Genomic DNA, 14,437 nt, shown 5'->3' on the forward strand with positions numbered 1-14,437 from the left:
GTAACTGGCCTGACAGAAAGTCTGTAGGGTAAATAAGGTCGCTCGGTTCGCCAGCTCACCTTGCCTTACAGAAATTTGTCGCCGACAGGAAATCTAGTAAGTTGAATAATGACGCTCAGTTCGCTGGCTCACTTCGCCTTACAAAAAATCCGCGAAGTATACTTCGCGGTAACTGGCCTGACAGAAAGTCTGTAGGGTAAAAAGGTCGCTCGGTTCGCCAGCTCACCTTGCCTTACAGAAATTTATCAACGCAACGCGTTGATGGGCAAAATTTCTGTCCCCTTCGTCTAGAGGCCTAGGACACCGCCCTTTCACGGCGGTAACAGGGGTTCGAATCCCCTAGGGGACGCCATATAACGGTGTCGCAGTCCGTAACTGCGAGTGATAACCAGTAAGAAAAGGTTGCTCTTATTTAAGGCTCACCTCGTATTACAAAAAATCCGCGAAGTTTACTTCGCGGTAACTGGCCTGACAGAAAGTCTGTAGGGTAAATAAGGTCGCTCGGTTCGCCAGCTCACCTTGCCTTACAGAAATTTATCAACGCAACGCGTTGCTGGGCAAAATTTCTGTCCCCTTCGTCTAGAGGCCTAGGACACCGCCCTTTCACGGCGGTAACAGGGGTTCGAATCCCCTAGGGGACGCCATATATAAAAAAACCAGCCTTCGGGCTGGTTTTTTTATGCGTTCTATTCAGGTTTAACAAATCTATGTTCAAAACTCTTTACTCAAGTTCACGCCCTTATGTCATACGCTATTTGCGTAAATGCGTAAACCACACATAGAAAGAGAAATGATTTTATAAAACTTGTGTTAATGAAGAATGTCACGGCCTTTTCGATCAATGAAACGGCTTGTAGTGCAAATACGTATTTTCCACGCGGTAACCAAGTCTTTAACGTTGTACTGTTACGTTTTTGCACAATTTAATTCCCCCCTTCCCGAAGAAGGCTTGTCGAAGCGTGAGATAAGTTTCCTTAATGTGAGCATCCATCATGGCTAATGGATATCGAGAAGCGTAAGAACTGCTAACATGTATGAAAGGTGATGCTACGTGGTTAGCGTGGTCTTGCAGCAACTGATAAACAAGAGCTGACATCGTTTGAGATGCGGTAAATGACGCCAGGACTATTTATTGGTAGCATAACGGGTTTAAAGTCCTCGTTAATTTCATAGGAACAGGAATGGAACAATATCCAATAGGGCGTCCCGGCGAACCTTGGTCAGATGAAGAAAAAAAGCAGTGGCGTGATTCACAGCAGATTAAGCGCAGTTACCAAGAAGAGGTTTTAGCAAAGATACCTAAGCAAAAAAGTGGTTTTTCAATCCATCAATACGGTGCGTTACCGTATGATGAGCGGAGATATCCGCTTTATGCTGTAGTCAGCGAAAAGTTAGATGAGAACAAATCAACCGTTCTGGTAACGGGGGGCGTGCATGGTTATGAAACCAGCGGCGTTCAGGGCGCACTCTTGTTTATCAATGAACACCTAAGCGCCTATGCTGAAGATTTCAACTTCATTATTGTACCGTGTATCAGTCCTTGGGGATACGAAACCATTAACCGATGGAATCCGCATGCGCTTGATCCTAATCGTTCGTTCATGCCCGACTCGCTCGCTTCTGAATCCGCCCAGGTAATGGCATTTATTGCAACACTTAATACGCCAATTAAAATGCATATCGATTTGCATGAAACAACAGATACAGATAACTCTGAATTCAGGCCCGCTTTAGCCGCCCGAGATGGGGTCATTCACGATGAGTGGGAAATTCCTGATGGCTTTTATACGGTGGCCGATACTAGAAACCCCCAATTAGATTTTCAAAAAGCGATCATCGAGAGTGTCAAACATATTACCCACATAGCCCCGTCCGATGCCAATGGTAAAATTATTGGTGCGGATACAGTATCTGAGGGTGTGATTTGTTATGACAAAAAGAAACTTTTTCTTTGTGGAGGCATGACCGAAGCTGAATACGTTACCACCACGGAAGTTTACCCCGACAGTCCGAAAACAACTGATGAAGAATGTAACCGTGCGCAGGTGGCTGCAATCGTCGGTGCACTTAACTACTTAAAAGAAACTAGTTCTTAACCTAACTGAAGGCTAGCTTCTCGCTGGCCTCTTCGTTTCAAATAATCGGATGGTAAGCTGTTCTGGGTCAATCCTCTATTTGTTGCCTGGTGACAGAATTGTACCGGCACCGCATGAGGCAGTTTTAGGGGCAATACCATGCTAAATATGTTTACCAATCCGGTTGTTCGGAAATCTTTATCAGGTATTTTCATAATATGTGGGATGATTGTTTATTAAGGATATATGTTTGTACGCAACAGCGCAGATCCTAATAAAAGATTACGCCTGATATGTTTAGTTGGTGTGTAGTTTTGTTAACTATCCACATACATTCTTGCCTCTGATTTCATATCCTCTTTTTCTGCTTTATTGTTGGTGTATTAATCGAATTTTGCTAAACTCCGCCGCGTTTTCCTCCACTGTTTCAAATGTATTCACCTATGAAAATTATGCTTGCGCCTATGGAAGGCGTTGTTGATCACTTGATGCGTGACATGCTAACTCGCGTAGGGGGATTCGATCTCTGTGTAACGGAATTTATTCGCGTAGTCGATCAGAAACTGCCTAAGCGCACCTTCATGAGGTTGTGTCCCGAATTAGCGTTTGGTGCTAAAACTCCCGCGGGCGTGCCAGTAAGAGTTCAGCTTTTAGGACAACATCCACAATGGTTGGCGGAAAATGCGCTTACAGCAGTGGAACTGGGTTCGCCTGGCATTGATTTAAATTTCGGTTGCCCAGCCAAAACGGTCAATAAAAGTAAAGGGGGAGCAGTGTTGCTTAAGGAAACGCAAACCCTATACGATATCGTAAAAAGCGTTAGGGATGCAGTACCTGCAGAGCTTCCTGTTACTGCAAAGATCCGCTTAGGTTATGAAGATAAGACGTTGGCAGTAGAAAATGCCGAAGCTATTGCGCAAGCCGGGGCGACGCACCTTGTGGTACATGCACGGACTAAAAAAGAAGGGTATAGACCTCCCGCTTATTGGGACTATATTGCCAAAATCAAAAAACGTATCGCCATCCCCGTAATTGCCAATGGCGAAATATGGAATGCAGCTGATGCTCGAAATTGCATTGAACAATCAGCGTGTACAGATTTAATGCTGGGTCGAGGGGCGCTGGCTATGCCCAACTTAGCTAATACCATTAAACAAAACGACAAACCGATGGCATGGGGCGAGGTAGCGGACTTGCTCATTTCCTATTCAGGTTATGAAATATTTGGAGACAAAGGTCGATATTATCCAAACCGAATTAAACAATGGTGCGGATACCTGCGAAGACAGTATCCACAAGCAGACGCTTTACTTAATCAAATCAAACGATTGAATGATGCACACGATATTGTAGCGGTGTTGGCCAGTCAGTCCTCGCAAGTGAATGTAGCTTAACCGCATTTGTAAACCATTAACTTGTTCGAATCCGCTTTATCAGCTAGGTTAGGTAGTTAACGTTTTGTTCTGCGCACTAAATTGCAGTAGAAAATTCAAGCCTCCCAAACAAATAGAGGAGGTGAATGTTAACTTAACTTTATGGAAAAACAATGCAGCGAGTACCTTCACGTCTGAGCCTGGCGGTGGCGTGTCTGTTTTCCTTGGCAGTAGCAGGGTGTGCCACTACTTCCAAGAAGGAACAGCAACCGAACAATAAAAAAATTTCTATTCATCCGAATCCATACCCAAGTACATACAAACCGATAGATGGACAGCCGACATTTATTACGAATGTCACTATTCTGACAGGCTCCGGCGAAAAGATTGAAAAGGGTTCAATCTATTTTGCGGATGGTAAAATTGTCGCGCTAGGAGCAAACATTGAGCAACCAGCCGATGTGCGGGTTATTGACGGAAGTGGAAAGTGGGTAACCCCAGGCATCATCGACACCCATAGTCATTTGGGCGTATATCCAAACCCTTCCACTCGGTCACATTCAGACGGCAATGAAATGGTTAATCCAGTCACGGCAGGTGTATGGGCTGAGCATGCTGTATGGCCGCAGGACCCAGGTTTCGGTCGAGCGTTAGCTGGTGGCGTCACATCCATGCAGATTCTTCCCGGTTCGGCTAACCTTTTTGGCGGACGCTCAGTAGTTCTCAAAAACGTGCCTAACCGCACAATGCAGGATATGAAATTTCCCGACGCGCCCCATGGTTTAAAAATGGCATGCGGAGAAAACCCCAAGCGGGTTTATGGTGAAAAAGGGGGCCCCATGACGCGGATGGGTAATGTCGCTGGATATCGTCAAGCTTGGTCTGACGCTCAGGATTACATCGCTAAATGGGAGCGCTACGAAAAGGAATTTGATGAAGGCAAAAACCCCAAACCACCTAAGCGTGACTTGAAGCTGGAAACCCTTGCAGGTGTCTTGAAGGGGGACATTTTAGTGCACATGCATTGCTATCGTGCGGATGAAATGACCACCATGATGGATGTTATGAAAGAGTTCAACTACAAGATAGGCACATTTCATCATGCGGTGGAGTCTTACAAAATTGCAGATAAGTTGAAACAGAACAATGTGTGCTCGGCAATGTGGGCAGATTGGTGGGGCTTTAAAATGGAAGCCTATGACGGTATACGAGAAAATATTTCTTTGGTACATCAAGCAGGGGCATGTGCAATCGTTCATTCAGACAGTGATTTAGGTATCCAACGATTGAATCAGGAAGCGGCAAAGGCTTGGTCTGATGGTAACCGTGCGGGTATCAATATTTCTCAAGCCGAAGCATGGCAATGGCTATCTGCTAATCCAGCGAAAGCGTTGGGTATTTACGCGCAGACGGGATCACTGGAAGCGGGTAAGAATGCAGATGTAGTGCTGTGGAGCGGCGATCCGTTCTCGACATATACACAAGCTGAAAAAGTTTACGTAGATGGTGGTTTGGCGTATGACAGAGCAAACCCTGAACAATGGCCCGTAAGTGATTTTGAGTTGGGTCAGGTAGGTGAAGGAGACAAAAAATGAAGTTAATGCTCAGTTTATTGACCGCAGCAGTCGTTTCAACCTCTGTGTTGGCTGAAAATATCGCTATTATCGGGGGCAAAGTGCATACCATGACAAAATTGGGAACACTGGATAAAGCGACAATTCTTATCAAAGACGGCAAAATCGCGCAAATTGACAAAGACCTGCGGGTTCCTGACAGCTATCGTAAAATTGATGCCACCGGTAAAGTTATTACCCCAGGATTTGTAGGTGCGTTAACAACGTTGGGATTAGTTGAAGTATCGATGTCTGCGGGAGTGGTTGACAGCTCGGTAGAAAAAGCGGGTGTAACTAAAACGGGAGCGGCATTAGACGTAAGTTATGCTTTAAACCCAGATTCCTCTCTAGTAAATATATCGCGTATTGAAGGCGTCACTTCAGCTGCGACTGCTATCTCAAGCGTTGATACCCTTTTCTATGGCCAAGGTGCGGTCATGTCTTTGGGGGACGACCCACTACTTAAAGCTCATGCATTTATGAAAGTAGATGTAGGAAGCGAAGGTGCAGAAGAATCCGGTGGTTCGCGCGCTGCCCTTTGGGTTGCCCTGGAGTCGGCGCTTGCTGAAGCGGCGTCAGTTGACGGTAAGTTAGATGCTAAAGATGATTGGCACGGTATGAATTCCCGAGCGGATGTCGCGGCATTAAAGAAAGTGTTAAATGGAAATATGCCGCTTTTCATGCAGGCTGATCGTGCTGCCGATATTCGTCAGGTAATTGCGTTTAAGCAACGCCATCCCGATATTAAAGTCGTCTTAGTGCATGGTGTAGAAGCATGGCGAGTAGCAGAGCAGCTAGCCGATAATAATATTCCTGTCATTATAGACCCTGAATTCAATTTACCTGGCGGATTTGACCAGCTTGGAGCTACTCTGGCTAATGCGGCCCGACTTGAAAAAGCAGGCGTCGTAGTAGCGATTGGTATGGACACGCATAATATTCGTCTTGCAGCGCAACATGCGGGTAACGCAGTGGCAAATGGTTTATCTCACGAAGCCGGATTGGCGAGTTTGACTTCAGCACCGGCGAAAATATTGGGGATGCAAGATACGATTGGTTCTATTTCCCAGGGGAAGCGAGCAGATATTGTTATTTGGAGCGGTGACCCCTTGGAGGTCACAGAAGCAGCTGAACAAGTGTTCGTGAATGGTGAGCCTATAAAAATGGAATCGAGACAGACGAAGTTGCGAGACCGCTACCTTTCTTCTCAAAAAACATCATACGCACACCCTCCTCAATACCTTCGACCTTAAGTGGAATTAGCGAAAAAATGGCCCATAACGGGCCATTTTTTATTCTGCTCAATTTGTGTTTAAAATATGCGGCGTAAGTTGTTTGTTCATGTATTCAGCAATCATGGGTTGAGCCGCTTTATTAGGGTGGATGCCATCTCGCTGCATCAAACTGTCTTTCGTTGCTACATCTTGTAAAAAGAAAGGGATAAGTGTGATTTGCTGTTCTTCGGCTACAGTTTCAAAACTATCTGAAAACAAGGACTGATACTTACGCCCATAATTAGTTGGGATCTCCATATCCTGTAATAACACAGCAATTTCGGCTTGTTTAGCTAGACTAACCATTTTATGTAAATTCCTTCGCATCTTTGTCACTGGATGACCTTGCAATCCGTCATTACCCCCCAATTCTATAAGCAGATGACTCGGTCTATGTTGTTCCAATAAACGCGGTAAACGAGCCAGACCACCATCAGTGGTTTCGCCACTGATCGCAGCATTCACTACTTCAATCTGAACCGACTCGTCTTTCCAGATATTTTGTAACAAACTAACCCAGCCTTCATGTTGCTTTAACCCATAAGCTGCGCTTAGGCTATCACCTAGAATAAGTAACTTTGGTTTTTGTGGGTTTTCATTTTCTGTAGTGGCATGTAAATGATCTGAAAAGACCAGTAGCGGTAACAAAAATAACAGGAAAGTAATTTGAATATGGCGATGACTTTGAAAGACCAACACGACAGCAACAACTCCTCAATAATTAGAACCAGCGAGATTACTAAAACGGTTAATACGAGTGAAGGACATTTGCAGATTCTTCAACCAATTTCTTTTCAGGTCAAGCCCGGTGAGTCGATTGCCATTGTGGGTGCGTCAGGCTCCGGTAAATCTACTTTATTAAGCTTACTCGCGGGATTGGACGAGGTTAGTACAGGTGAAATATGGCTTGATAATGTGTCATTACACGATTTAGATGAAGAGGGGCGGGCGCAACTACGAGGTGCCAAGGTTGGCTTTATCTTCCAGAGTTTTATGTTAGTGCAAAGTTTGACGGCGTTGGAAAATATCATGTTACCTGCGGAAATTACGGGTCTAAGCGACCCTTCCGGCAGAGCAAAAGAAATCCTGGCGCAAGTAGGTTTAGCCCATCGAGCCCATCACTATCCTAATCAGTTATCCGGCGGCGAGCAACAACGCGTTGCTATTGCCCGCGCATTCATCGGTCAGCCCAAAATTCTTTTTGCTGATGAACCCACAGGAAACCTTGATGCGGTAAATAGTCACAAAATAGAAGACCTGTTGTTTAACTTAAATCAGGAGCAAGGTACTACGCTGGTATTAGTTACCCACGATGAGACTCTTGCCGCAAAGTGTGATCGACAATTGGTCATGCAAGCAGGTGCATTAACTGAAAAAAAAAGTCAGACGTCCAACTATTCTCGTGAGGCAAGCTAAATGAATATGGTGTTAAATTTAGCTTGGCGCTTGTTTAAACACGAGGCGCGGCGAGGCGAGTTAACTATTATTTTGCTTGCCATCGTGTTATCAGTCAGCGCTGTTTTATCCCTCTCCCTATTTAGCGAACGTTTGCAAAGTGCGCTTACCGATAAGTCAGCGGAATTTTTGGCTGCGGACGCGCAAATTCGCTCTAGCGACCCCATTCCCGAGGAATGGTTTGCACGCGCATTAGCCGAAGATTTGAAAATCTCGCGAAAGTTACGAGCCCGTTCGATGGTGTTTGGTGGCGAGAATATGTCTTTGATAGATTTAAGAGCGGTAAGCGATAACTATCCGCTAAAGGGCACTATAACTGTCAGTGATCAGCCATTTGGAGTAGAAAAAGATACGCAGAGAGTACCTCCGCAGGGCCACGCTTGGCTGGATTCACGTTTATTTCAACTATTGGGAATCAAGCTTGGCGATGTAGTTGAAATTGGTGACGCTCAATTCATCGTAGATAAAGTATTGGGAGGGATCCCCGACGCAGGTTTTAATGTGTTTGCGACCGATCCCTTGTTGCTAGTGAACATAGCTGACGTTCCTGCAATGAAAATAACGGGACCAGGCAGTCGCGTTGGGTACCGCGGTTACTTTACTGGCGAGACAAGCGCGATCAATAGCTTTTATGATTGGTTGCAACCGCAATTAAATGACGATGTACATGGCTGGAGCACAATCAAAGATGATGAGTCGCCAGTAGGGCGCTCAGTGGCCACCGCGGAACGGTATTTCTTACTCGCCAGCCTGTTAGCTATTGTTCTTGCCGCAGTGTCGATCGCCGTGGCAGCCCAGCGTTATAGTCAACGACATTTTGATCCTGTCGCTATCATGAAAACATTAGGCGCTACACAAAATATGATCAGACGGGTGTATACCCTGCAAATTTGCTTTATTACTGTGGTAGGTATTGCGGTAGGTATTGCTTTTGGCATCGCGATACAACAATTGGTGGTGATGCTGCTGGCCGACAAAGTAGAAGTCTCCCTTACGGTTTGGCATTGGCGGCCTTTATTGATTGCTGTGTTTACAGGAGCTGTGTGCGCCATTTTATTTTCTTTGTATCCCCTAATGCGCCTGTTTTCTGTGCCACCGTTACGCGTATTACGGCGCGATATGGACTCTGGATTAAGCTCACGTACATTGCAGTTTGGTGCTGCAGGAGGCGCTGTTTTCCTGCTAATGTGGATTTACAGTCAGGATCTAAAAATTAGTGCGATCTTATTTATCTCGGGCATTGTGCTGGTTTTAAGTTTACTGGTCGTCACCTTCGGATTGATATGGTTAGGCCGCAAACTAGGTGTCGGGCGAATAGGCCCGTGGCAGTTGGCATGGGCGCGTATCCGACGCAGAGCGATGGATAACAGCGTTCAGCTTATAAGTTTTTCTATAACTATTATGCTGTTGTTGGTGGTGCTAGTGATGCGCAATGATATGGTAGCGCAGTGGCGGGCGCAACTACCCGAAGGCACGCCAAACTATTTTATGTCGAACATTACTACCCAGCAAAAGGATAATTTAGAGCAACATTTCGCTGATAAGGAGGTAAACGTAGAGTCGTTTTACCCTGTTGTTCGAGGAAGATTTGTAGCGGTAAATGATGAGCAAGTTAATACCCGTGTGAGTAAAGAAGACGAACAACCCTCGGAGGGCAGAGACGGCTTAGGTCGAGAAGCCAATCTCACCTGGAGCAATAAGCTACAAAATGGAAATGAAGTCAGTGAAGGCGTATGGCACGGTTCCAATTCTATGCAGGCTGTCGATGGGATTTATCCCGTTTCAGTAGAATCTGAAATCGCCAAAAGGTTGGATATTGAGATGGGTGACATACTCACGTTCAATATCGGCAGTGAGATCGTTAAAAGTCGTGTTACCAGTCTTCGCGAAGTAAATTGGCAAACTATGCAACCTAACTTCTTTTTTATTCTGCATCCGAAGGCAATGGCTGCTTTCGAACCCACATACATAACCAGCTTCTTCTTAGAAGCGGATCGGAAAGCGGATATTACTGGTTTGATGCACCCATTTCCGTCAGTCACCCTATTTGATGTGGACGCCAGTATCAATCAACTAAGGGATATCGTCGATCAAGTCTCTGTCGCCGTAGAGTTTATTCTGATTTTAGTGTTAGCCGCAGGCTCGCTGGTACTGATCGCGCAAGTGCAGGCTAGTATGGACGAACGCCAACAGGAACTGGCCATACTTCGAACGTTGGGTGCCAAAGGCAGGCTTATACGATTAAGCGTCATTTATGAATTTGTAATCATTGGTTTGGTTGCAGGTTTCATGGCTGCATTGGCAAACGAGTTAAGTCTTTATATGCTACAAACCCAGGTTTTTCAGATGGACGCTCGGATTCATCTTGAGTATTGGCTACTCGCACCTATCGCAGGGGCATTAGTGGTAGGAATATTAGGCGCGGTAGGCTGTTGGCGATTATTAACTCTCAATACTACAACGTTATTGCGACGGATGGTGTAACCCCTGGTTAGTTATTGGTAATTATAGTGCAGGCGTAAAGCTGAACTCCGCTCACATTAGTGAGGTGAGTGCTCGGTTGACCACCTTTTTTAAACAACAAAATCCGGTATCAGGTAACGGGTATCGGATTTTCTATAAACCTTGTGAAGGCGTTTGGCCCTTCCGCATTTTACGTTTTTTTGAGACCTTAATATCCCTGACTTCTTGTTTAATCTTCTCCCGCCCGCGTGAATACTGGGGGCGTTTACTGAACCTTGTGTCTTTACGAGACCTGCAAGAAAGTCGCAGTTTTAAACGATGTAGTGGTTAATTATCAATACATAAATATATCGTCAGAAAAAGCCATTGATCAGCCTAGTGCGCTTTGCTCGGTAAAGGGGAGGTGGGGTTACCGTTCATAAAGTTTTGCGGGCAAGGGTAAAGCAAACTTCAGATTTTTTCGTATGAAATAGGCAAGGGTGGAAATTTTTTGCTAGTCAATGGCGTGTGTTGGCCGATTGCGTAACCATTTGATAACTATCGCTAATTTAGTGAAGTCTAATCAGTTTTAGTAAAATTGTTTTCAATAAGTTTGTGGCTTATTCTATGCGACTAGCTAGTCAACTGCGTAAAATAATAAGGTTATCGGAAACGATTCATGTTGATGACTCTGAACGATCAGGGGATAGACGCTACTCAAGAGCACACACTAGATTCTACACGCTACATTCTCGTTTCGGAATCGGCATTTGATTCGTCTTAAGCTGGTTTATTTTCGCTTAACTTTGCTTCGCTACACCTTGCTAAAGTAGACTGGTTAAAATTTCGAACACGTTGGAGCAGAATAAGTACCTATCATCGTGAAAAACCATTGCAGAGGAAGTTATTCACGTTTTTAATGCGATTCAAGAATAAATACGCCTAACCCGCATGCCTCAGCCACGAACACACGTATTAACGCGTGCAATGAAGCAGCCAAGCCCTTTATTAAAATAATCAATGAAAACCTATCACATAGTGTCGACGACTGTAGACCCTATTCGAGGTGGGGTGAATGGGGTAGGTAAGGTACGGTGCAGTGGTTTGAAAGAAGGTAAACCCATCGTCTATTGAAGCAAACCCAATACATAAAACTAAAATAAAAAGAACTTTCCACCTAAAAGAACAACGCCAGTCAGTGTAACTGACTGGCGTTAGGCGTTAAGCCACTCTTTTACTTCTATTCACAGCATAGGATTTTAGTGGGCAAAGTAATCATCTACTTCACGTTCAGCCTCGTCTTTGCTTTTACCATAGTGTTGCTGGAGCTTGCCTACGAGTTCAGTGCGCTTGCCATCGATGCGATCGAGGTCGTCGTTGGTCAATTTACCCCACTGTTGCTGAACTTTACCTTTCATTTCATTCCAATTACCTTCAATACGATCATTATTCATAATCTATCTCCTTGTAGATAGCAGTAAAAAAACCATTTTGGAAATGGTGCTAACGATTTTGCAAAGCGCATACCAAGCTGAAAGTTGTCGATACATTAGCTATGTAAATGAAAAAGAAAGGATATTTAGTTATACCACCAAGGAGTTAGTTATCCTAGACGCCCCGCATCAAGTAATAATTTCATATCTATGTAAAGGGTTAGCCATATAGATTGTCTAATGCGCTATCGAGAGACTGATACTTAAACTCAAACCCTTGCGACAATAATCGGGAAGGTAATACCCGCTGACCGGTAAGTAGTAAGTCAGAGGTTTCGCCTAACATTGTTTTCAACACAAAAGCAGGAACGGTAAAAAGGTTAGGTCGGTGCAAGGTGTGCGCGAGTTGTTTGGAGAATTCCGCATTGCTCACGGGGTGGGGGGAGGTTAAATTATAGGGACCCTCACAGTTTTCATTTGTCAGCAAATATAAAATAGCGGCTACTTCGTCATCAATATGTATCCATGACATTATTTGTTCACCGTCTCCTAATTTGCCCCCCATTCCCAGTTTAAATGGCAGCGCCATTTTTCCTAATGCACCTTCTCCCTTGGCAAGGACAATACCTGTGCGAATAGTACAAACCCGCGTAATTTTGCTTTTTGCTTGTTCAGCGATGGCTTCCCATTCATTACAAACAGTATGAGTGAACTCTTCATGTACCTGATGTTGTTCTTCAGTGACCGTATGCTTTCCCTGTCGCCCGTAGTAGCCAACGGCCGATCCCGATATAAATACTTCCGGGGGGGAACTCGCCCGTTTGATTTTATCCACTAATTTTTGCGTCAGTTGCCATCGGCTTTTACAAATTTTGTTTTTTTGACGCTCCGTCCAGCGCTTATCTGCTATAGGTTCTCCAGCAAGGTTAATAATCGCATCAAATTTCGAGAAATCGGTTAATTCTTCAAGCGATTGCACAAACGAAATATTTTGTTTAAGTATCGTCGAAGCACGCTCAATATTCCTGGTGAGTACCGTGATATCGTGTTTACCAACTAAGGCTTTGATTAAATGTCTACCGATTAACCCTGTACCACCCGTAATAAGGATGTGCATTAGTTTTCCTTACTTATTACAAGATAATGTAAGTGACACTGAGTCAGAAAAACGCAGCGCATGCGGCTTATCTATTTCAATTTCTGCAAATGTCACCCAATGGTGCGAAGCGGCAATTTCCAGCACATCGGCAGTAAGTTTTTCCAATAACGCAAAACGGTTATCTTCTACCAACTTTATTATTGCTTTAGTCACCGTTTTATAGTTTAGCGCATCTTGCATATTATCGCTGTCAGTTGCGCGTTTTGCGTCGTAAACGATTTTTGCATTAACGACTACATCCTGCTTATTAGCAATTTCATCTTCATTGATGCCGATGTAGGTTCTTAGACGCAGGTTTTTTATTTTTATCGTAGCCTCATTCAACGTCATTGTTTTCTCTTATAAATTGTAGTTACTCGCGACTCGCGGTAAATTAAGAAACGAATTTTAGGATAGCAAAAAAACAAATCAAACAATATGGAACTTCGATCCCCCACAGCAAAAGTACTCATTGTCCTCGCAGCTCTTGTAATCGTATTGGCTGGCATTAAAGCTGCCAGTGCTATTATGGTGCCCTTTTTTCTTTCTGGCTTTATTGCTATCGCATGTAGCCCCCTCATCAACTGGGCTTCCAGACGTAAAATTCCTAAGTGGGTATCAGTGACACTCGTGATCCTGATAATCGTCTTCATCGGTTTTTTATTGGCAGGGCTAGTAGGACAATCGTTAACTGATTTTAAACAAAATTTGCCGTCATATAAGCTAAAGTTGGGTGACGAATTTTCCTGGATTGCTGAGCGTTTGGCGACATTTAATATTCATATCGATAGAAATTTAATCGCTTCCTATCTGGATCCTGGCATGGCGATGTCGGTCGCCACTAATTTTATTAGTGGAATGGGAGGTGTATTATCGAATCTGCTGCTAATTCTGCTCACCGTTATCTTTATGCTATTTGAGTCAGACAGCATCCCTAAGCGTTTGCATACTGCATTGGCTGACCCCGATATGAAGATGAAACATGTGGACCGTTTTATCCAATCTGTAAACAGTTATTTGGCTATCAAGACGGTAGTGAGTGTAGCCACAGGAATTTTTATTGGGGTATGGCTGTACGTGATGGATATCGACCACTTCCTGCTATGGGCTGTATTAGCCTTCATGCTGAACTATATTCCTAATATCGGTTCAATAATTGCGGCAATACCCGCTGTGATAATTGGTTTTGTACAATATGGTGTGGCTTCCGCCGGTTTGGTCGCGTTGGGATTTGTGCTGGTCAATACCATTATGGGGAACATGGTCGAACCCAGATTATTGGGAAGAGGCATGGGGTTATCTACTTTGGTAGTATTTTTGTCGTTAATTTTTTGGGGATGGCTGCTCGGTAGCGTCGGTATGCTACTTTCTGTTCCGTTAACAATGATCGTTAAAATTGCGCTTGAATCTCGAGAAGAAAGTCGCTGGCTGGCAGTACTACTTTCCAGCGAAGGCGAAAAGACAAAGCCTATGATATAGAGGAATCACCGCCGGCTAGGGTATATATTTACAGTGCTGGAAAGCTTTCAATGTTTGGCAATCCGCTCCAGTACGGCCAAGGGGCGCCATATTTTAAAGCATGAGCGCAATTTAGCAGTAAATAAAAAAACGGTGCCAGAAAGGAGAAACTAGAA

At 44.4% G+C, this 14,437-nt stretch carries 11 protein-coding genes and 2 tRNA genes; 9 read left to right on the top strand and 4 right to left on the bottom strand.

The genetic code is table 11. The features are described 5' to 3' along the window. Nucleotides 1–276 precede the first annotated feature (276 nt). From OPS28_RS06100 to OPS28_RS06125, 6 genes are all read left to right on the top strand, one after another. A tRNA-Glu gene (locus OPS28_RS06100) sits at nt 277–352 on the top strand. Nucleotides 353–568: 216 nt separating this feature from the next. Next, nucleotides 569–644, top strand: a tRNA-Glu gene (locus OPS28_RS06105). A 537-nt stretch (nt 645–1,181) separates the two neighbouring features. Further along, nucleotides 1,182–2,096, top strand: coding sequence for a M14 family metallopeptidase (locus OPS28_RS06110; RefSeq protein WP_265608569.1), 915 nt, complete (start codon nt 1,182–1,184; stop codon nt 2,094–2,096). Nucleotides 2,097–2,518: 422 nt separating this feature from the next. Beyond that, on the top strand, nt 2,519–3,469 hold the full coding sequence (dusC, locus tag OPS28_RS06115) for a tRNA dihydrouridine(16) synthase DusC (protein ID WP_265608570.1): 951 nt from the start codon (nt 2,519–2,521) through the stop codon (nt 3,467–3,469). Between the two features lie 152 nt (nt 3,470–3,621). Next, on the top strand, nt 3,622–5,043 hold the full coding sequence (locus OPS28_RS06120) for an amidohydrolase (RefSeq protein WP_265608571.1): 1,422 nt from the start codon (nt 3,622–3,624) through the stop codon (nt 5,041–5,043). Further along, entirely contained in the window at nt 5,040–6,314 is a 1,275-nt protein-coding gene (locus OPS28_RS06125; protein WP_265608572.1) for an amidohydrolase family protein, read from the top strand. The genes OPS28_RS06120 and OPS28_RS06125 overlap by 4 nt, the downstream gene beginning before the upstream one ends. A gap of 48 nt (nt 6,315–6,362) precedes the next feature. Here the strand turns inward: OPS28_RS06125 and OPS28_RS06130 are convergent, their stop codons facing one another. Then, entirely contained in the window at nt 6,363–7,031 is a 669-nt protein-coding gene (locus OPS28_RS06130; RefSeq protein ID WP_442863971.1) for an arylesterase, read from the bottom strand. A 21-nt stretch (nt 7,032–7,052) separates the two neighbouring features. On the opposite strand from OPS28_RS06130, the gene OPS28_RS06135 reads away from it, so the two are divergent. Next, nucleotides 7,053–7,751 carry an ABC transporter ATP-binding protein gene (locus tag OPS28_RS06135; protein ID WP_265608636.1) on the top strand — a complete coding sequence of 233 codons (699 nt, stop codon included), beginning with the start codon at nt 7,053–7,055 and terminating at the stop codon, nt 7,749–7,751. After that, entirely contained in the window at nt 7,752–10,274 is a 2,523-nt protein-coding gene (locus tag OPS28_RS06140; RefSeq protein WP_265608573.1) for an ABC transporter permease, read from the top strand. It abuts the gene before it with no gap. Nucleotides 10,275–11,491: 1,217 nt separating this feature from the next. On the opposite strand, the gene OPS28_RS06145 is transcribed toward OPS28_RS06140, so the two are convergent. The 3 genes from OPS28_RS06145 to folX all read right to left on the bottom strand — a co-directional run bounded on the left by OPS28_RS06145 (nt 11,492) and on the right by folX (nt 13,154). Further along, the gene (locus OPS28_RS06145; protein ID WP_265608574.1) at nt 11,492–11,686 is read right to left on the bottom strand and encodes a CsbD family protein; all 195 of its coding nucleotides are present in this window, start codon (nt 11,684–11,686) and stop codon (nt 11,492–11,494) included. Between the two features lie 199 nt (nt 11,687–11,885). Beyond that, the gene (locus tag OPS28_RS06150) at nt 11,886–12,782 is read right to left on the bottom strand and encodes a TIGR01777 family oxidoreductase (RefSeq protein ID WP_265608575.1); all 897 of its coding nucleotides are present in this window, start codon (nt 12,780–12,782) and stop codon (nt 11,886–11,888) included. Between the two features lie 9 nt (nt 12,783–12,791). Then, a complete protein-coding gene (gene folX / locus OPS28_RS06155; RefSeq protein ID WP_265608576.1) occupies nt 12,792–13,154 on the bottom strand; it encodes a dihydroneopterin triphosphate 2'-epimerase in 363 nt (120 codons plus the stop codon). 87 nt (nt 13,155–13,241) lie between these two features. Between folX and OPS28_RS06160 the strand changes: the two genes are divergently transcribed. Beyond that, a complete protein-coding gene (locus OPS28_RS06160; protein ID WP_265608577.1) occupies nt 13,242–14,282 on the top strand; it encodes an AI-2E family transporter in 1,041 nt (346 codons plus the stop codon). Nucleotides 14,283–14,437: the final 155 nt, after the last annotated feature.

The sequence above is a fragment of the Alteromonas sp. ASW11-130 genome (assembly GCF_026183735.1).
Classification (GTDB): domain Bacteria; phylum Pseudomonadota; class Gammaproteobacteria; order Enterobacterales; family Alteromonadaceae; genus Alteromonas.

What these genes read in the sequence shown, in the direction of transcription:
- OPS28_RS06110 (WP_265608569.1), top strand. Translation starts at nt 1,182, where the DNA reads ATGGAACAATATCCAATAGGGCGTCCCGGCGAACCTTGGTCAGATGAA.
- dusC (WP_265608570.1), top strand. Translation starts at nt 2,519, where the DNA reads ATGAAAATTATGCTTGCGCCTATGGAAGGCGTTGTTGATCACTTGATG.
- OPS28_RS06120 (WP_265608571.1), top strand. Translation starts at nt 3,622, where the DNA reads ATGCAGCGAGTACCTTCACGTCTGAGCCTGGCGGTGGCGTGTCTGTTT.
- OPS28_RS06125 (WP_265608572.1), top strand. Translation starts at nt 5,040, where the DNA reads ATGAAGTTAATGCTCAGTTTATTGACCGCAGCAGTCGTTTCAACCTCT.
- OPS28_RS06140 (WP_265608573.1), top strand. Translation starts at nt 7,752, where the DNA reads ATGAATATGGTGTTAAATTTAGCTTGGCGCTTGTTTAAACACGAGGCG.
- OPS28_RS06145 (WP_265608574.1), bottom strand. Translation starts at nt 11,686, where the DNA reads ATGAATAATGATCGTATTGAAGGTAATTGGAATGAAATGAAAGGTAAA.
- OPS28_RS06150 (WP_265608575.1), bottom strand. Translation starts at nt 12,782, where the DNA reads ATGCACATCCTTATTACGGGTGGTACAGGGTTAATCGGTAGACATTTA.
- folX (WP_265608576.1), bottom strand. Translation starts at nt 13,154, where the DNA reads ATGACGTTGAATGAGGCTACGATAAAAATAAAAAACCTGCGTCTAAGA.
- OPS28_RS06160 (WP_265608577.1), top strand. Translation starts at nt 13,242, where the DNA reads ATGGAACTTCGATCCCCCACAGCAAAAGTACTCATTGTCCTCGCAGCT.